We start from the raw sequence: 17997 nt of genomic DNA on the forward strand, positions 1-17997 counted from the left end.
TGTTCCCCATGAGCGAAGCCATGAAGACCTGCGATCACGACGGCTGTAATTGCCGGGTGCCGGTATCGAGGGACTTTTGCAGCGAAAGCTGCCGCATGGCTTCGGAGAGCCAGATGGGTGGCGCCGGATGCGAATGCACGCATGCCGCGTGCCAGCAGCATCACCGATCAGGAGATCCATCCCGTGAGTAACGATCCCAAACAGCCCACGCCGGGCTATCGCGAAGACAACCCCAAGCCGTCTGGTTCGCCATCCAAGGTGCCCGGCGAAGGGCACCCCGGCGAATCGCAGAACATGCCCAAGGAAAAGCCGGGCAAGCAAGGCTCCTGACGGAAAGACGCCCGGGCAGCGCGGCCCGCCCGGGCCACGTGGGTATCAGGCAGCCTTGCGTACGACGTTGTCGATACCGGCCATTGCCCCGTCGATGGACTGGGCACGGTGCTCGTCGCCCAGGGCGATACCCTCCGCGCGCACGATCTCGATATCGGTGACGCCGAGAAAACCGAGCAGGGTGCGCAGGTAGGGTTCCTGGAAATCCATGGCCTCCGCCGGTGCGCCATTGGCGTAAACGCCACCGCGGGACGATGCGATGATGATCCGTTTGCCGCCTGCCAGGCCTTCGGGGCCGGCACTCGTATAGCGGAACGTCTTGCCAGCCACGCTGATGCGGTCGATCCAGGCTTTCAGCGTGCTGGCGATGCCGAAGTTGTACATGGGCGCGCCGAGTACGACGATGTCCGCCGCCAGGAATTCCTCCAGTATCGCGGCGTTGGCGGCAGCCTGGGGGTCGTCTTCGCCTGCCGGCGGCGTCCAGTGGGGCAGGGCGTCGGCGTGCAGATCGCGGTAGGTCACTTCCACCTGGGGGTGGCTGGCGACGAATTCCGCGACCACGGCGGCGGTCAGGCCGCGTGAGACCGAATAGGCGCCCAGGGCGCTCGAATCGATATGCAGGAGTTTCATGGTGTTCCTCGAAGGGGCCGCCGTGGCGACATGGCCACGACGATACGCCGGGGACGCTGCGCCGATTAGGCGGCTTGTCGTAGACTCATTGTTCTAAACGAGAAACGACGGGCTACCGATGGAAGGCGCGCTGCAAGACCTGAACGATCTCTATTTCTTCGCCTCGGTGGTGGAGCACGGCGGGTTTTCCGCGGCCGGGCGGGCGCTGGGCATCCCCAAGTCGCGCCTGAGCAAGCGCATCGCGCAGTTGGAGGAGCGCCTGGGCGTGCGGCTCCTGCAGCGCACTACCCGTCGTTTCGTAGTCACGGAGATCGGCGAGCGATTCTTCCAGCACTGCCGGGCGGTGCTGGAAGAAGCCCGTGCGGCCCAGGATGCCGTGGAAGAATTGCGTACCGAGCCGCGCGGCGTGGTGCGGGTAAGCTGTCCCATCTCGCTGGCCCAGAACGTGCTGGGGCCGATGCTGCCGGCGTTCCTGCTCGAGCATCCCAAGGTGCAGGTGCGAATCACGGCCACCAACCGCCGCGTCGATCTCATCGGCGAGGGTTTCGACGTGGCCATACGCGTGCGCGAAAAACTCGACACCGACGCCACGCTGGTGCTGCGCAGCTTCGGCTACGCACGCAGCCTGCTCGTGGCCAGCCCGAAATTCCTCGACACCCACGGCAGGCCCACCACGCTGGAAGCGTTGTCCAGGTTGCCGGCGCTGTCGATGTTCGAGCACGAGGGCGCCCAGATCTGGGAGCTGCTGGACGCGCAGGGCAAGAAGGCCGCGGTGGAGGTCAGGCCGAGCCTGATCAGCGGCGACTTCTCGGTGCTGATCTCGGCGGCCTTGCAATGTTGCGGCGTGGCGCTGCTGCCGGAGGAATACTGCGGGCCGATGATCGCCGCGGGCCAGCTGGAGTGGGTGCTTCCGGAATACACCACGGCGCAGGGCACCCTGCACTTCGTCTATCCCAGCCGCCGCGGCCTGCTGCCGGCGATCCGCAGCTTCGTCGACTTCCTGGCCGAGCGGCTGCCCAAGGCGCGCTCGGATTTCCGCCGCGAGTGCGAGAAGGTGGCCGTCGATCCCGGCCTGGCGGGGGCATTGCAGATCGCCCGCATGGTAGGATCGGAGCAACCGGCGGCATTTGGCCGTCCAAACGAATAAGGGCGTTCGATGCAGCTCGAAACCAAGCTACCCAAGGTCGGCACCACGATCTTCAGTGTCATGAGCCAGCTGGCGCTGGAGCACAAGGCGGTGAACCTGGGGCAGGGTTTTCCGGACTTCGAGCCGCCGCAGGCCCTGCGCGACGCGGTCACCCGTGCCATGGCCGAGGGCCGCAACCAGTACGCGCCCGGTATCGGCATCCCGAAACTCCGCGAGCAGATCGCGGCAAAAACCGAGCGCCTCTACGGTCACCGGGTCAGCCCGGATACCGAGGTCACCGTGACCTCCGGCGCCACCGAGGCCCTGTTCTGTGCCATCGCCGCCGTGGTACGCGCGGGCGACGAGGTGATCCTCTTCGACCCCTGCTACGACAGCTACGAGCCCGCCGTCGAGCTGCAGGGCGCCGTCGCCGTGCATATCCCGCTGACGCTGCCCGCGTTCGGCATCGACTGGCAACGCGTGCGCGAGGCGATCACGCCGCGTACCCGGATGATCCTCGTCAATTCGCCGCACAACCCGTCCGGTGCGGTGCTCAGCCGCGCCGATCTCGACCACCTGGCCGAGATCGTGCGTGACACCGGCATCGTCGTGCTGTCCGACGAGGTCTACGAACACATCGTCTTCGACGGAGCGGAGCACCAGAGCGTATTGCGCCATCCGGAACTGGCCGCGCGCAGCATCGTGGTGTCCTCGTTCGGCAAGACGTTCCACTGCACGGGGTGGAAGGTCGGTTACGCCATCGCACCCAAGGCGCTGACGGCCGAATTCCGCAAGGTGCACCAGTACATCACCTTCTGCACGTTCAATCCGGCGCAGTGGGCGTTTGCCGACTTCCTGGAGTCCAGCCCGGAGCACTACCTCGAACTGCCGGCCTTCTACGAGGCGAAGCGAAATCGCTTTCGCGAACTGCTGGCGCCGTCGCGGCTGACCCTGCTCGACGTGCCGGGTGGGTATTTCCAGCTGGTCGACTACAGCGCGATCCGCGACGTCGACGACATCGACTTCAGCGAATGGCTGGTGCGCGAGGGAGGCGTGGCCGCCATCCCGCTCAGTCCGTTCTACGAGACGGCGCCGGGCACCCGCCTGGTCCGCCTGTGCTTCGCCAAGAACGATGCCACGATGGAAGCCGCCGCGGAGCTGCTGTGCAAACTCTGACCGTCAGCCTTGTCCAGGGCGCCACGCGCTGGCACGACGCCGCGGCCAACCGCGACTATTACGGTGCCCTGGTGCGCTCCGCCGTCGCCAGCGACTTGATCGTGCTGCCGGAAACCTTCCTGTCCGGCTTCACCAACGACGCGCTGGGCCAGGCGGAGACGATGGACGGCACCAGCGTCGCCTGGATGCGTGACCTGGCCGGCGAGGTAAATGCCACGCTCGCCGGCAGCCTGGTGATCCGCGAGGGCGATACCGTCTATAACCGGCTCATCTGGGCGTCGCCGGATGGCTCGCTGGCGTATTACGACAAGCGCCACCTGTTCCGCATGGCCGGCGAACACACGCGCTACGGCGGCGGCAACCAGCGCCTGATCGTCACGTTGAAGGGTTGGCGCATCCTGCCGCAGGTCTGCTACGACCTGCGCTTTCCCGTCTGGTTGCGCAACGGCCGGCGTGTGGAGGCGGAGGGCGGCATGGACTACGACCTGGCGCTGTTCGTCGCCAACTGGCCCGCGCCGCGCCGGCAGCCATGGCGCACGCTGTTGCGCGCACGCGCCATCGAGAACCTTGCCTACGTGATCGGCGTGAACCGTGTCGGCATCGACGGCAACGACCACCCGTACGCGGGCGACAGCGCCATCATCGACCCGATCGGCGAAGCCCTGCTGGAACTGGGCCCGCAGGAGCAGGTGGTCACCACCGTGCTCGACCCGGCACCCCTGCAGGCACACCGCGAACGCTTCCCCGCCTGGATGGACGCCGACGCGTTTTCGCTGAGCCCCTGACCCTCACGCCGGGGGCACGTGACCGACCTGTAGGAGCGCGCGTTCGCGCACGACATCTTCTCGCGATACCCATGGATTCTGCGCGCCAGCTTGCAGGCACGGCCCCAAAAGATGTCGCGCGCGAGCGCGCGCTCCTACCAAGGCGTGGCGTCGGCGTTCCCAGACCTGGTGTCGGCGTTTGCCGGCACGCGCCTTATTTTGCAGGCGCGAACGGAACCACCGGGCCGGCCGGCGTCGTCTTGCGCCATGCGCCGAGTTTGTCCCGGATACCTTCGCCGATATCGATCTGCGGCTCCGAAGGCTCCAGCGAATCCCTGGTCTCCCAGCCGGCGATCTCGGCCCTGGCCTTGCCGAAGGCGTCGATGAAATCGGGTGTGGCATTGAGACCGTCGGCGAGCCAGGCGCGTCCGAAATACGTGATGTCCGAATCGCTGCCGCAGCCGAACGACGTCCGGTCGGCGCGTGCCGAGGTCATCACCAGGGTGCCGGGGCCGCGCAGCTTAGGCACGAAGCCGCCGGAATAGCAGGCGTTGACGACCAGCACCTTCCAGCGGAACGGATGGCTGGCGAAGATATCGGCCAGGCCGTCGGCGTCCAGCTGGTCCAGGGGGATCGGGTCCATGTCGACCAGCAGCGAGTGGTCGCTGCCGCCGTGCGTAGCGACATAGAGCAACAACACGTCTTCCCTGGGGTCCATCACCCGGGCCACGCCGTCCAGCGCTGCCTCCAGGTTGGTCCAGCTAGCCAGCGGGTGGCTCGACAGCGTGGCGGGGTGATTCTCCAGCACCAGGGTGTGGCCGGGGCTGCCGAAGCGCGTGGTCATCAGGCGATCGAGGTATTCCGCCTCGTTGCGGAACACGCTTTCCGAACCGTCGCCGGCAAACGCGATGGCATACACGTTGGTCTTGCCGGGCGTGCGGCGTGCCAGTCGCGACAGCGACGTCTTCATCTGCGCCGGTTGCGCGGCGAAGACCTGCTCCGGCGTGGGTGCATCGTCGGGCCAGGCGCTGTCGTCCAGGAGCGTCGGGGCATCCGCGTCCGGCTCCGCCGCGGGGTCGGTCACGGCCGTCGTGGAGGACGCGGCCGCAGGGTGGGTGCCCGTCTCGCGGACGGTTTGTGCTGTCGAGCCACCGGCGGGCAGGGCGTGTCCCGCCACGGACACAGGCTGCGTGACGGGCCGTGCCGGCCCGAGCTGCAGAATGCCTACGGTGCCCAGCGCGCCGGCGACAAAGGCCGCCAGGGCGTAGATCGCCGTGCGGCGACGCGGGTCAAGGCGCAATGGCATCGAAATCGGCGACAGCGGGATGTCCGGCGTCCACCAGCGTCGTCGGCGGGCGCACGAGCTGGATGGTGCGCATGCCGGCCTCGCGGGCGGCGTCCAGTTCCTCGCGGATATCGGACAGGAACAGCACCTGTGCCGGCGGCAGGCCGATCGCCCCGGCGATGTCGCGGTACGAGGCCGTCTCGCGCTTGGGGCCGGTCTGGGTGTCGAAATAACCGCTGAACAGCGGCGTGAGGTCACCGTATTCCGTGAAACCGAACAGAAGCTTCTGCGCAGGCACCGAGCCGGACGAGTAGACGTAGAGCTGCAGGCCCTGCGCATGCCAGGCACGCAGCCGCGCCGCTACCTCGGGGTACATGTGCGAAGTGTACACGCCCGACTCGTAGCCTTCGCGCCAGATCATTCCCTGCAGGGCCTTCAACGCCGTGGATTTGCGATCTTCGTCTATCCAGCGGATCAGCAGGTCGATGATCTCGCCGCGCGTGGCTTCGACGATGCCGGCTTCCTTGGCGGCCTCGTGCAGCCAGTGCTGCACCTCGGGCTCGTCGGTGTGCGTTTCCACGTAGGCGGGCAGGTGCTGCCGGGCGTAAGGAAACAGCACGTCCTTGACGAAGTCGATCGAGCTGGTGGTGCCCTCGATGTCGGTGAGGACGGCACGGATATCGGACATGCGGGGAACGCCTGTGGGCCGGGGAGACTCCGCAGGATAAACGACCGGGCCCGTCCGCGGAACGGTCAGGCCGGGCCGGTCTGCTTGGCCGAGGCGTGCGGTGTCATGCGGGGAAACCGCTCGGCGATGTCGGTGCCGGTGAAATCGGCGACCCAGCCCTCGGTGTTGGTGAACAGGCGGATTGCCACGAAATAGGGCGATTCGCTCATGTCGAACCAGTGCGGCGTGCCGTCGGGCACCCCGATCAGGTCGCCCTTCTCGCAAAGCACCTCGTAGACCCTGCCGTCGATATGCAGGGTGAACTGCCCGGCGCCGGCCACGAAGAAGCGTACTTCGTCCTCGCTATGGGTGTGCTCGTTCAGGAACTTCTGCCGGAAGGTGGCACGGTCCGGATGGTCGGGCTTGAGGCTGATCACATCGACCGAGCGGTAGCCATTCTCCGCCATCAGGCGGTCGATGTCGGCACGATAGGCGGCGATGACCTCGTCCTGCGAGGCGCCGGGGGCGATCGGCTGGGTGGCCTCCCACTGCTCGAACCGTACGCCGACGGCCTGCAGGGCGGCGGCAATGGCGGCGTGGTCGTCGTGCACGGTGACTGGTGCATCGTGGGTGTGGTCGTCGTAGATACGCAGACGGCTCATGGGGAAAGCCTCCTCAGGTCGAGTTCGCAGCCCAGCAGGAATTCCAGGGCCTCCAGGTGCCGGCGTGTCTCGGCCATGTCGCGACCCCACGTATAGATGCCATGCCCGTCGATCAGGTAGGCAGGCAGGGGCTTGCCGGCATCGATCCAGGCGTCCACGCGGGCTTCGAGCTCCGGCATGTGCTGGGTGTTGGGGAAGACGGGGATCTCGAGCACGCTCTCGTGGGTGGTGTAGCCGGTGATGGCCTTCTGCAGCTCCCATCCTTCCAGGCGCACGCGGCCCTCGGCGGCAAACAGCCGGGAGCAGACGCTCTGCGTGCGCGAATGGGTATGCAGCACCACGTTGGCCTCGGGAAACCGGCGGTACACCTGCGTGTGCAGGCCCGTCTCGGCGGAAGGCCGGTTGTCCGAGCCCACTGCCTGGCCCTGCATGTCCACCACCATGATGTCGTCGCGGCCCAGCCGGCCCTTGTCGCGGCCCGAGATCGTGATGGCCGCCAGCGTATCGTCCAGGCGCATGGAGAAATTGCTGCTGGTCGCGGGCGTCCAGCCGAACGACGCCAGCTCGCGTGCGGCGTCCGCGATGGCGTCGGCGCGATCGGCGAGCAGGGCGGGGTCGATGGGGGAGAGGCTGGTCGGCATGGGATTTGGACGTCCAAACGGATGGGGAGTGTACCACGCGGGGATGACGGCCCCGCGGCAGCCCGTGCACGGTCAGGCGCGTAATGCGAACCACTGCCTTTCGGCAAAACGCGTACGATCCCGGCCGTACGGCCCGCGGGCCGGATCATCATCGACGGAGGTTCACCTATGTCGCAAGACACCGAGAACATGGAGGGGCGTCGCCGCTTCCTCAAGGCCGCCGTGGGCGGCGTGGCCGCCGCGGCCGTGCTGGGCACCTTGCCGCGCGCCGCACGGGCCCAGGACCTGCCCCATCTGGCCCCGACCGACCCGACAGCCGCCGCGCTGAAGTACACCGAGGACGCCAGCAAGGCCGCCGGCCGGGCGACCCCGAAGGATGCCTGCTTCAACTGCAACTTCTACCAGGGCAAGGCCGATGCCGCCTGGGGGCCGTGCCAGTTGTTCCCCGGCAAGGCCGTGGCCAGCAAGGGCTGGTGCGTGTCCCACGCCGTCATGATCTGAGGGGGAAGCCGGGCAGGGTGCTCCCTGGAAAGCAAAATGCCGCCCGGCGCGTGGGTCGAGGAGCTGACCCTCCCGACGCGCCGGGCGGCAATCCGGGGCCCACTGCCAAGTGATTTACCCGCGGACTGAGGATCATACTCCCCTCCCGCCGCAGCCGGCCAATGGCAGTTAAATGACAGTCACACCCGACTCATTTAATTCAAAAAATCAATAACTTGTAAAACCTACTTCGAGCCGGCTCGAAGTCGGCTGTGGCGATAGCCGTAGGCGACGTACATCACCAAGCCGAGCACGGTCCACACGCCCATCAGCACCCAGTTACGCACCCCCATCGACCACAGCAGGGCGACGCAGCTGAGGATGCCGAGCACGCAGGTGACCGGGGCGAACGGCACCCGGAACGTCCGTGGCAAGCCCGGGGCCGTCCTGCGCAGGATCATCACGCCCGCGCATACCGCGCAGAAGGCGACCAGCGTGCCCATCGAGGTGAGGTCGCCGAGCAGGTTGAGCGGGAACACCGCCGCCAGCAGGGCGATGCCCACGCCGGTGATCACCGTATTGATGTGCGGCGTGCGGTACTTCGGATGGATGGTGGTGAACACCTTCGGCATCAGGCCGTCGCGACCCATGATCATGAAGATGCGCGGCTGGGCGATGATCATCACCAGTACCACCGACGACAGGCCGATCAGCGCGCCGACCTCCACGATGCCGCGCAGCCAGCCCAGTTCCGGGTGCTGGCGAATGGCCGTGACCACCGGCTCGGAGGTGCCCAGTTCCGCGAAGGGCACCAGGCCGGTGAGCACGGCGGCCATGGCGATATAGAGCACGGTGCAGATGGCCAGCGAGGCCAGCGTGCCGATGGGCATGTCGCGCTGCGGGTTCTTCGATTCCTGCGCGGCGGTGGAGGTTGCCTCGAAGCCGATGTAGGCGAAGAAGACCATCGAGGCACCGCGAAGGATGCCGGCCCAGCCGTACTTGTCGCCGCCCTGGTTCTGCGGGATGAACGGGTGCCAGTTGGCCGTGTCGATGTGGCTGGCGCCCACCACGATCACGACGATGATCAGCGCCGTCTTCAGCAGCACCATCGCCATGTTGATGCCCGTGGACTCCTTGATGCCCACATAGCAGAGCCAGGTGAGCGCCAGGGTGATGCCGACCGCCGGCAGGTTGAACAACGCGCCCGTGAAGACGAAATGGCCGTCGATGAAATCCAGCGGGGCGTTGGTCAGCGCGGTCGGGATATGGATGCCGACGTGATCGAGCAGGCTGACGAAATAGCCGGTCCAGCTGACCGCCACCGCCGAGGCGGACACGCCGTATTCCAGGATCAGGTTCCAGCCGATGAACCACGCCGCGCCTTCGCCCAGCGTGGCGTACGCATACGAATACGCGCTGCCCGAGACTGGGATCATCGAGGCGAACTCGGCATAGCACAGTGCGGTGAACGTGCTGCAGATGGCGGCCAGGATGAACGAGATGATGATGGCCGGGCCGGCGTGTTCCGCGGCGGCGACGCCCGTGATGACGAAGATGCCGCCGCCGATGACCGCACCGATGCCCAGTGCCGTGAGCCCCCAGGGGCCGAGCGTGCGCCTCAGCGCGGGACCGTGAGCGTCGTCGGGTTCGGCCTGGGGAGCTTTCTTGGCGAGTAGCTGGGTGAGCATGGGCGGCCCGGAGGAAGTGACGTGGAAAGAATAGCCGTAAACGTAAAAGGCCGGCGGGAGCCCGCCGGCCTTTTACGTTCGCGCGAGGATCAGGCCAGCGACTTGCGCAGCTTGCTGTGCGCGTAGCCATAGCCGAAGTAGATGACCTGGCCGATGACGATCCAGCCGCACATCAGGCGCCAGTGTTCCTCGAACGCCTGCCAGAACAGGTAGATGCAGGCCAGCGCGCCGATGATGCAGATCGGCCACACGAACGGCACGCGGAAGCTGCGCTTCAGTTCGGGGCGTGTGTAGCGCAGGATCAGCACGCCGATGCACACGGTGGCGAACGCCAGCAGCGTGCCCATGGAGACCAGCTCGCCCAGCACGCTGACCGGGAACAGGCCGGCCATGGCCGCCGCGGCGACGCCGACGATCACGGTGCCGACATAGGGCGTGCGGAACTTCGGATGCACCTTGGCCATGGTAGGCGGCAGCAGGCCGTCCTTCGCCATCGAGAAGAAGATGCGCGGCAGGCCCATCAGCATCACCAGGATGACCGACGACAGGCCAGTGATGGCGCCGAGGATCACCAGCGCCTTCAGCCACGACAGCTGCGGGTAGAGGCTGAGCGCGGTGGCCACCGGCTCCGGCGTGTTCAGCATGCGGAACGGGGCGATGCCGGTGAGGACCAGCGCCACCGCGATGTAGAGCACGGTGCACAGGGCCAGCGAACCCAGGATGCCGATGGGCATGTCGCGCTGCGGGTTCTTCGCTTCGCCGGCGGCGGTCGATACCGCGTCGAAGCCCACGTACGAGAAGAACACGATGGTGGCGGCGCGGAAGATGCCGCCCCAGCCGTACGTGCCCGGGCCTTCGGAGGCGGGAATGAACGGGTGCCAGTTGGCCGGGTTGATCACCTGCACGGCGAACGCCAGGAACAGCAGGATCACGGTGACCTTGATCGCCACGATGATCGAGTTGACGAAGGCCGACTGCGTGATGCCGACGTAGCACAGGCCCGACAGCGCGGCGATGATGCAGACCGCCGGCAGGTTGATCAGCGTGCCGGTGGCCTGCATGTGGCCGTCGACGAACTGGAACGGCGCCGAGGCCAGTGCCGCGGGCAGGGCCAGGTTGATGTTGGCCATGTGCCCGATCATGCCGAGCATTTCGTTGAAATAGCCCGACCAGCCGGCGGCGACGGTGGCGGCGGCGAACAGGTACTCGAGCACCAGGTTCCAGCCGACGAACCAGGCGACGTACTCGCCCAGCGTGGCATAGGAATAGGAGTAGGCACTGCCGGAGACGGGAAGCATGGCCGCGAATTCGGCGTAGCACAGGCCGGCCAGGGCGCAGGCGAAGCCGGCGATCAGGAAGCTGATGACCAGGGCAGGGCCGGCGTGCAGGGCAGCGGCCTGCCCGGTGATCACGAAGATACCTGCACCGATGACGGCGCCGACACCGAGAAGAATGAGGTGCCTGGCGGTGAGTACGCGCCTGAGCTCGCCGTTACCGTTACCGTGGGCGCCGGTGTCGATGTGCTCACCGGCGTCTACGTGCGGCGCGGCCTCGATCGGATGCGTCGCGAACAGGTGTTTCAACATGTGTCTCCCCTACTGCCGGAATGTAGCCTTTTATTATTTGGGACCGCCGCGTGAGTCACGGTGGACACGCCGCTGCCCGGAAGCGCTGGCACGGCACCATAGCCCAGCGGGCATTGGGCGTACAAGCTGCGATGCGAGGCGCGCCAAGGCGCTGCACGTACCGGTGGGAATGTCGAGCATGACTTACGGCGGTTGTGCATGACGCGATGCTGCTCCATCAGAACACCATGTTGAGCGCGGCCTGCGGGGCCACGTAGTCGCCCGCGTTGCGCCCGGCCACCGTGAACTGCACGCCGGCGATCAGGCCGACGGTCGGGCTGAAGTGGTACTCCAGGGCCGGTGCCAGGCCGATGTCGTGGCTTGCGGGTACGCGGTGTCGGATGTTTTGCCCGTGTCCGTCGTGTCCTGCCACGGCGACGGCGCTGGCCCGGTTCCAGATGGCTTCGCCGACCAGCACCCAGCGCCCGTCGAGTACATACTCGGCCGCGAAGGTGGCGTTCCAGGCCTGGCCCGGTCGCGCGAAGCCGCGGAAGCCGCTGTCGGTGGCATAGACGCTGCTGTCGCGGACGCGTACATGGCCGGGCGAGGGGCTCCACGCCAGCTGACTGCGCCAGCGCATCGCATGGTCGTTGGCCAGCCAGTGGAGTTGCTGGGCGCCGAGGCTGACCGTGGTGCGGGCCGCACCGTTGCCGGTGGCGTTCAACGGGTTGTTGTCGAGTCGCTGGAAACTGCCTGTCGGCAGGCGCTGGGCGAGCGCCAGGGCCAGGATCAGTCCGGTACCATCCGCGGCCGGTGCCCGCAGGCGCTGCTGCACTCGCACCACGGTGTCGCCCATGCGCAGACCGTCGGTATGGCGGCCGGCGCCCGAGGTGCGCGAGGCGTTGAGCGTGAGTTGCACGGCGCTGCTGTCGGTCAGCGCGTAGGTGACCGGCACGGCGACCTGCCATTGACGGTACATCGCATGCTGTTCGCGGCGGTGCCCGTCGTTATCGTAGGTGCCGCGGGTGTTGGTATGGATGAGGTAGGGTTCGACGTTGAGCATGCCGGCCGGCATCGTGTTGACAGCGGGCGTTACCAGCGGGCCGGTGAAGTCGGGCGACGCGTGCGGCGTGTCGGACGGCGCAGCGAGGGCGAGCGGTGCTGCAAGAGCTAACGAGAGGGCGGTGGCGGCGCGGAGGTGAGCGTTCATGCGATTCCTTGCGGGTGGAGATCTGCCAGGCGCGTCATGCGCTTGAAATGCATCCTAGGCGGCTCCGCCCGCCCGATAACATCGGATTAGTCTGAAAATGACGTGCGACAATCAGCAGCCTGACCGCCGCCAAGCCCGCCCATGTCTACCGATCGCCTTGCCTTGATGTCCGCCCTGCGCCGATACGGCGAACGTCAGCCGGACGAGCCCGATGCCGACCGCTGCGTCGCCTGGCTGGAACGTGGTGAACGGCCGTTCGAGCGCGAAAGCCTTGAAGGTCATTTCACCGGTTCGGCCTGGCTGGTCAGCCGCGACGGCACGCGTGTGTTGCTGATGCTGCACGCCAAGCTCGGCCGGTGGCTGCAGCCGGGCGGCCACGCCGATGGCGATCCGGACCTGGCGGCGGTAGCGCTACGCGAGGCGGAAGAGGAAACCGGCCTGCGCGGGCTCGCGGTGCGGCGGGAGATCTTCGACGTGGATGCCCATCGGATTCCCGCGCGGGGCCACGAGCCGGAACACTGGCATTACGACGTGCGTTACGTCGTGGTCGCGGGAGCCGACGAGGCGTTCGTCGCCAATGCGGAATCGTTGTCGCTTGCCTGGGTGCCCATCGTGGACCTGGCGCACGACGAGCGCGTCGAACCGTCGCTGCGGCGCATGGCGGGCAAGTGGCTGGCTGCCGGGCATCCGCTGGTCACGGACTGATCCGTAAGCGTTACCGGCGTTGCCGCGGACACGGACGATTCGCTCCCCAGGCCGATCTGCGCCACGGGATCGATCAGTCCTTGTACCTGTCCGGTGCCGGATGCAGCGTGCCGCACCGCTTGCAGGTGCGCGCGTCGATCGATCTGTAGAACGTGTCGAACACGGGTGGAAAATCCTTCTCGATGCTGTCGAGGGTGAAATAGGTCTCGAACAGCGTGTGGTTGCAGTTCTGGCAGAACCACATCAGGCCGTCGCGCTCCCCCGCGAGGCGCCGCCGCTCCACCACCAGGCCAACCGAATCCGGCATGCGTTGCGGCGAATGCGGCGTGCGCGGCGGAAGATAGAAGATCTCGCCGGCGCGGATGGGGATGTCGCGTGCCTGGCCATCGTCCTGCACCCTGAGCACCATCTCGCCTTCCAGCTGGTAGAAGAACTCCGGGCCTTCGTCGTAGTGGTAGTCGGTGCGGGCGTTGGGGCCGCTGACGATCATGATGATAAAGTCGCCGTCGACGATGCACTTGTTGCCGACGGGCGGCTTGAGCAGGGCGCGGTTTTCCGCAATCCAGCGTTGCAGGTCGATCGGCGGCAGCAGGCTCATGGTCGGCGTCATCCTGTGTGTAGGAGCGCACGATGTGCGCGATGCTTTTTACCCGGTCTCGCAGGATCGCGCACATCGTGCGCTCTTACCAACGTGGGGGGTCTTGGGGGATCATCGCGCACATCGTGCGCTCCTACCAATGCGTGGGTTCGTGCGGATTATCGCGCACGGCGTGCGCTCCTGCGCAGGCGTGGCGCCACGGGAGACGATGATGGATGAGGAGACGAGGATGGACGACGAGATCAGCTGGGCCGATTTCGAGAAGGTGATGATCGTGGCGGGTACCGTCGTGCGTGCCGAGGTGTTTCCCGAGGCGCGACGGCCCGCCTACAAGATATGGGCGGACTTCGGCCCGCACGGCGAGCGCAAGACCAGCGCGCAGGTCGCGGCGATCTATCGGCCGGAAGACCTGGTCGGCAGGCAGATCGTGGCGGTCATCAATTTCCCGGAGAAGCAGATCGGCCCGTTCCGTTCACAGTTCCTGCTGACCGGCTTCCACACGGACGAGGGCGTGGTCATCACGACCACGGAGAGACCGGTGCCGAACGGCACGCGGATGGCGTAACGGCATGCGGCGACGGCACACGGATGGCGTAACGACATGCGACAACGGCACACAGCTGCCGTAGGAGCGCACGATGTGCGCGAATCCGGGTTTCGGTGGGCGTCGGAAACGCCGGCGCGGTTGTTGCGCGTGACTTCGTTCGCCATGGGTGAGGGTGAGGGATCGCGCACATCGTGCGCTCCTACCGGGCATGCACGGTGGCCCGGCCCGGCCCGGCCCGGCCCGGCGGGTGGCCGGGCCGGTGGGGTCGTTACAGCGCCTCGAAGATGCCGGCGGCGCCCATGCCGGTGCCGATGCACATGGTGACCATGCCGTACTTCTGCTTGCGGCGACGCAGGCCGTGAATCAGTGTGGCGGCGCGGATGGCGCCGGTGGCGCCGAGCGGGTGGCCGAGGGCGATGGCGCCGCCCAGCGGGTTCACCTTGGACGGGTCGAGGCCGAGGTCGCGAATGACGGCGAGGGCTTGTGCCGCGAACGCCTCGTTCAGCTCGATCCAGTCGAGCTGGTCCTGGGTGATGCCGGTCTGCTTCAGCGCCTTGGGGATGGCTTCCTTCGGGCCGATACCCATGACATCCGGCGCCACGCCGGCCACCGAGAAGCCCACGAAGCGGGCCAGCGGGGTCAGGCCGTAGTCCTTGATCGCCTTCTCGCTGGCGATCAGCAGGGCGCCGGCACCGTCGGACATCTGCGAGGAGTTGCCGGCCGTGACCGAGCCGCCGAACTGGCCGTTGCGGAACACGGGACGAAGCTTGCCCAGCACCTCGAGCGTGGTGTCCTTGCGCGGGCCTTCGTCGGTATCGATGACGCGGCGATCCTCGCGCACGCTGTGGTTGGCTAGGTCCGGGTAGCGGTCGTCGAGCTGGAACGGCGTGATTTCGTCCTTGAACTCGCCGGCGGCAATGGCCGCGAACGCGCGCTCGTGCGACTGCAGGGCGAAGCGATCCTGGTCCTCGCGGCTGACCTTCCAGCGCTCGGCCACCTTTTCCGCGGTGATGCCCATGCCGAAGGCGATGGCGCGGTTCTCGTCGTTCTCGAAGATGGCCGGGTTCATGGCGATCTTGTTGCCCATCATCGGCACCATGCTCATCGACTCGGTGCCGCCGGCCAGCATGAGGTCGGCCTCACCCAGGCGGATGCGGTCGGCAGCCATCGCGATGGCCTGCACGCCCGACGAACAGAAACGGTTGATCGTGACGCCCGGCACCTGTTCCGGCAGGCCGGCCAGCAGCACACCGATGCGGGCCACGTTCATGCCTTGCTCGGCTTCCGGCATGGCGCAGCCGATGACGGCATCGGCGATCAGCATCGGATCGATGCCGGGCGCCTGTTCGATCACGGCGCGGATGACGTGCGCCAGCAGGTCGTCGGGACGGGTGTTGCGGAACACGCCGCGCGGCGCCTTGCCCACTGGGGTGCGGGTGGCGGCGACGATGTAGGCATCTTGCACTTGCTTGCTCATGGGGTGGTTCCTTTAAGGGGGAAAGTCGAATGCGTGAGAGCGCGTGGCGCGTCAGTTACGCAGCGGCTTTCCCGTCGTCATCGTGTGCGCGATACGGGCCTGGGTCTTCTCGGTCTGCGCCAGTTCCACGAAGTGGCGACGCTCCAAGGCCAGCAGCCAGGCTTCGTCGACCAGCGAGCCGCGCTCGATCTTGCCGCCTGCGAGGGCGTCGGCAATGCGGCTGGCGATGTCGATATCGTGCGGCGAGGCGAAATAGCCCTCGGCCAGGTTGGCCAGCGACGCCTTGAAGGTGGCCGTGGCCACGTCGCCGCCCACCGGGATGGCGCGACCGGGCATCGGCGGGCGGTAGCCGGATTCCGCCATGGCCAGGGCCTGCGCCTTGGCCACGTGGAGCACTTCATACGTGTTGAAGACCACGATATCGTCCTTGCGCAGCAGGCCCATGGCCTTTGCCTCGATCGCGCTGGTCGACACCTTGGCCATCGCCACCGTCTCGAAGATCTTCTTGAGGAACTCGAACGGATCCTCCGGGTTGGCCTGTGCGGCACGCACGGCGAATTCCTTCAGGCCGCCACCGGCCGGCAGCAGGCCGACGCCGGCCTCGACCAGGCCGATGTAGCTCTCCAGCGCCGCCACGGTGCGCGCCGAGTGCATCTGGAACTCGCAGCCGCCACCCAGGGCCAGCCCGCGCACGGCGGCGACCACCGGCACCAGCGAATACTTGATGCGCATGCTGGTGGCCTGGAAGTTCGCCACCATGGCCTCGAACTGGGCCAGCTTGCCGGCCTGAAGCAGGCCCAGCGCGCCCTTGAGGTCCGCACCGGCCGAGAACGGCTCGGACGGCTGCCACAGCACCACGCCGCGGAATTGCTGCTCGGCCAGGCCGATGGCGTGCTGGATGCCGTCGAGCACCTGGTCGTTGACCGTGTGCATCTTCGTCTTGAACGAGATCACGCCGATGTCGTCGCCCGCATGCCACAGGCGCACGCCTTCGTTCTCCCAGACCGTGGTGCCCTTGTCGAAGGTTTCACCCAGGATGGGGTCGGGGAACGCCTGGCGGGCATAGACCGGGTGCGTGGAGCGCGGCTGCTCGGCGTTGGCACTGGCCGAGTAGGAGCCGGCCTTGCCATGCACGCCGGTGCGACCGTCAGTGACCCAGGCGGGCAGGGGCGCGCTGCTCATGGTCTTGCCGGCGGCGATGTCCTCGGCGATCCAGCCCGCGACCTGTTGCCAGCCGGCGGCCTGCCAAAGCTCGAACGGCCCCAGCTTCCAGCCGTAGCCCCAGCGGATGGCGAAATCGACGTCACGGGCCGTCTCGGCCACGTCGGCCAGGTGGAAGGCTGTGTAGTGGAACAGGTCACGGAAGACGGCCCACAGGAACTGTGCCTGCGGGTCGGACGAGGCGCGCAGCTTCGCGAATTTCTCGGCCGGGTCGCGGATGGCGAGGATGGCGGAGACTTCTTCCGAGGCCTTCGGCTCGGACGGTCGGTAGTCGTGCTTCTGCAGGTCGAGCACCACGATGTCCTTGCCGGCCTTGCGGTAGAAGCCCGCGCCGGTCTTCTGGCCGAGCGCGCCCTTGTCGATCAGGCCCTTCAGCCAGGCGGGCGGCTGGAAATAGCGGTGCCACGGGTCGTCCGGCAGGGTGTCGCCCATGGTCTTGACCACGTGGGCCAGGGTGTCCAAGCCGACCACGTCCGCGGTGCGGAAGGTGGCGCTCTTCGGGCGGCCGATGGCCGGCCCGGTCAGCGCGTCGACGGTGTCGAAGCCCAGGCCGAACTGCTCGGTGTGGTGCATGGTGGAGAGCATCGAGAACACGCCGATGCGGTTGCCGATGAAGTTCGGGGTGTCCTTGGCGTAGACCACGCCCTTGCCGAGGGTGGTGGTGAGGAAGGCTTCGAGGCCTTCCAGCACGGCACCGTCGGTGAGACGGGTCGGGATCAGCTCCACCAGGTGCATATAACGAGGCGGATTGAAGAAATGCACGCCCGTGAAGCGGTGGCGCATGTTTTCCGGCAGCGCCTCGGCCAGGCCGTTGATGGACAGGCCGGAGGTGTTGCTGGCCAGCACGGCGGTCTTCGACACGTGCGGCGCGATCTTCTGGTAGAGGTCGAGTTTCCAGTCCATGCGCTCGGCGATGGCCTCGATCACCAGGTCGACGTCGGCCAGCTGGGCCAGGTCGTCTTCGTAGTTGGCCGGGATGATCGCGGCGCCCAGCGATTTTTCGGCCAGGGGCGCGGGCGACAGCTTGGCCAGGTTGGCGATGGCCTTCAGCGCGATGCCGCTTTTGGGACCGTCCTTGGCGGGCAGGTCGAACAGGACGGTTTCCACGTTGGCGTTCGTCAGGTGCGCGGCAATCTGCGCGCCCATGACGCCGGCGCCGAGTACCGCGGCCTTGCGAATGCGTAACGGTGTTGCGGTCATGGTGATCTCCGGTGATGCGTGAGGA

18 protein-coding genes are annotated in these 17997 nt (G+C 67.0%); 7 read left to right on the plus strand and 11 right to left on the minus strand.

Annotated elements, in window-relative coordinates:
- The first annotated feature begins 141 nt into the window (after positions 1-141).
- Positions 142-330, plus strand: coding sequence for a hypothetical protein (locus tag ACVKN3_RS00460; protein ID WP_285404682.1), 189 nt, complete (start codon positions 142-144; stop codon positions 328-330).
- Positions 331-375: 45 nt separating this feature from the next.
- Here ACVKN3_RS00460 and ACVKN3_RS00465 read toward each other — a convergent pair whose 3' ends face one another.
- On the minus strand, positions 376-960 hold the full coding sequence (locus ACVKN3_RS00465; protein WP_354513251.1) for an FMN-dependent NADH-azoreductase: 585 nt from the start codon (positions 958-960) through the stop codon (positions 376-378).
- Positions 961-1078: 118 nt separating this feature from the next.
- Here ACVKN3_RS00465 and ACVKN3_RS00470 point away from each other — a divergent pair, with 118 nt between their 5' ends.
- From ACVKN3_RS00470 to ACVKN3_RS00480, 3 genes are read left to right on the plus strand one after another with little or no spacing between them, the layout of a single operon-like run.
- Entirely contained in the window at positions 1079-2107 is a 1029-nt protein-coding gene (locus ACVKN3_RS00470; RefSeq protein WP_285404684.1) for a LysR substrate-binding domain-containing protein, read from the plus strand.
- A gap of 9 nt (positions 2108-2116) precedes the next feature.
- Positions 2117-3262, plus strand: a complete 1146-nt coding sequence (locus tag ACVKN3_RS00475; protein ID WP_354513249.1) for a pyridoxal phosphate-dependent aminotransferase — start codon at positions 2117-2119, stop codon at positions 3260-3262.
- The gene (locus ACVKN3_RS00480; protein WP_354513247.1) at positions 3250-4047 is read left to right on the plus strand and encodes an amidohydrolase; all 798 of its coding nucleotides are present in this window, start codon (positions 3250-3252) and stop codon (positions 4045-4047) included. Before ACVKN3_RS00475 ends, ACVKN3_RS00480 begins: the two co-directional genes overlap by 13 nt.
- A 193-nt stretch (positions 4048-4240) precedes the next feature.
- Here the strand turns inward: ACVKN3_RS00480 and ACVKN3_RS00485 are convergent, their stop codons facing one another.
- From ACVKN3_RS00485 to ACVKN3_RS00500, 4 genes are all read right to left on the minus strand, one after another.
- Positions 4241-5332 carry a C13 family peptidase gene (locus ACVKN3_RS00485; protein WP_354513245.1) on the minus strand — a complete coding sequence of 364 codons (1092 nt, stop codon included), beginning with the start codon at positions 5330-5332 and terminating at the stop codon, positions 4241-4243.
- Positions 5316-5999: an acireductone synthase gene (gene mtnC / locus ACVKN3_RS00490; protein WP_354513243.1), complete on the minus strand. Its 684-nt coding sequence runs from the start codon at positions 5997-5999 to the stop codon at positions 5316-5318. Before mtnC ends, ACVKN3_RS00485 begins: the two co-directional genes overlap by 17 nt.
- A gap of 65 nt (positions 6000-6064) precedes the next feature.
- On the minus strand, positions 6065-6640 hold the full coding sequence (locus ACVKN3_RS00495) for a 1,2-dihydroxy-3-keto-5-methylthiopentene dioxygenase (protein ID WP_285404689.1): 576 nt from the start codon (positions 6638-6640) through the stop codon (positions 6065-6067).
- Positions 6637-7281, minus strand: coding sequence for a methylthioribulose 1-phosphate dehydratase (locus ACVKN3_RS00500; protein ID WP_354513241.1), 645 nt, complete (start codon positions 7279-7281; stop codon positions 6637-6639). The genes ACVKN3_RS00495 and ACVKN3_RS00500 overlap by 4 nt, the downstream gene beginning before the upstream one ends.
- A 168-nt stretch (positions 7282-7449) precedes the next feature.
- Here ACVKN3_RS00500 and ACVKN3_RS00505 point away from each other — a divergent pair, with 168 nt between their 5' ends.
- Positions 7450-7782 (plus strand): high-potential iron-sulfur protein, encoded by a 333-nt coding sequence (locus ACVKN3_RS00505; protein WP_354513239.1) that lies wholly within the window; start codon positions 7450-7452, stop codon positions 7780-7782.
- A 224-nt stretch (positions 7783-8006) separates the two neighbouring features.
- On the opposite strand, the gene ACVKN3_RS00510 is transcribed toward ACVKN3_RS00505, so the two are convergent.
- The 3 genes from ACVKN3_RS00510 to ACVKN3_RS00520 form a co-directional block, all read right to left on the minus strand.
- Positions 8007-9449: an amino acid permease gene (locus ACVKN3_RS00510; protein WP_354513237.1), complete on the minus strand. Its 1443-nt coding sequence runs from the start codon at positions 9447-9449 to the stop codon at positions 8007-8009.
- A gap of 89 nt (positions 9450-9538) precedes the next feature.
- Positions 9539-11035, minus strand: a complete 1497-nt coding sequence (locus ACVKN3_RS00515) for an amino acid permease (RefSeq protein WP_285404693.1) — start codon at positions 11033-11035, stop codon at positions 9539-9541.
- Between the two features lie 217 nt (positions 11036-11252).
- Positions 11253-12224 carry a hypothetical protein gene (locus ACVKN3_RS00520; RefSeq protein ID WP_354513235.1) on the minus strand — a complete coding sequence of 324 codons (972 nt, stop codon included), beginning with the start codon at positions 12222-12224 and terminating at the stop codon, positions 11253-11255.
- Positions 12225-12365: 141 nt separating this feature from the next.
- On the opposite strand from ACVKN3_RS00520, the gene ACVKN3_RS00525 reads away from it, so the two are divergent.
- Positions 12366-12929, plus strand: coding sequence for an NUDIX hydrolase (locus ACVKN3_RS00525; RefSeq protein WP_354513234.1), 564 nt, complete (start codon positions 12366-12368; stop codon positions 12927-12929).
- 73 nt (positions 12930-13002) lie between these two features.
- On the opposite strand, the gene ACVKN3_RS00530 is transcribed toward ACVKN3_RS00525, so the two are convergent.
- Positions 13003-13527, minus strand: coding sequence for a 3-hydroxyanthranilate 3,4-dioxygenase (locus ACVKN3_RS00530; RefSeq protein WP_354513231.1), 525 nt, complete (start codon positions 13525-13527; stop codon positions 13003-13005).
- Between the two features lie 229 nt (positions 13528-13756).
- On the opposite strand from ACVKN3_RS00530, the gene ACVKN3_RS00535 reads away from it, so the two are divergent.
- On the plus strand, positions 13757-14092 hold the full coding sequence (locus ACVKN3_RS00535; protein WP_036141586.1) for a tRNA-binding protein: 336 nt from the start codon (positions 13757-13759) through the stop codon (positions 14090-14092).
- Positions 14093-14342: 250 nt separating this feature from the next.
- Here the strand turns inward: ACVKN3_RS00535 and ACVKN3_RS00540 are convergent, their stop codons facing one another.
- Positions 14343-15551: an acetyl-CoA C-acyltransferase gene (locus tag ACVKN3_RS00540; RefSeq protein WP_036141583.1), complete on the minus strand. Its 1209-nt coding sequence runs from the start codon at positions 15549-15551 to the stop codon at positions 14343-14345.
- Between the two features lie 51 nt (positions 15552-15602).
- Entirely contained in the window at positions 15603-17972 is a 2370-nt protein-coding gene (locus ACVKN3_RS00545) for a 3-hydroxyacyl-CoA dehydrogenase/enoyl-CoA hydratase family protein (protein WP_354513229.1), read from the minus strand.
- Positions 17973-17997: the final 25 nt, after the last annotated feature.

It is taken from the genome of Luteibacter sp. PvP120 (assembly GCF_054055715.1).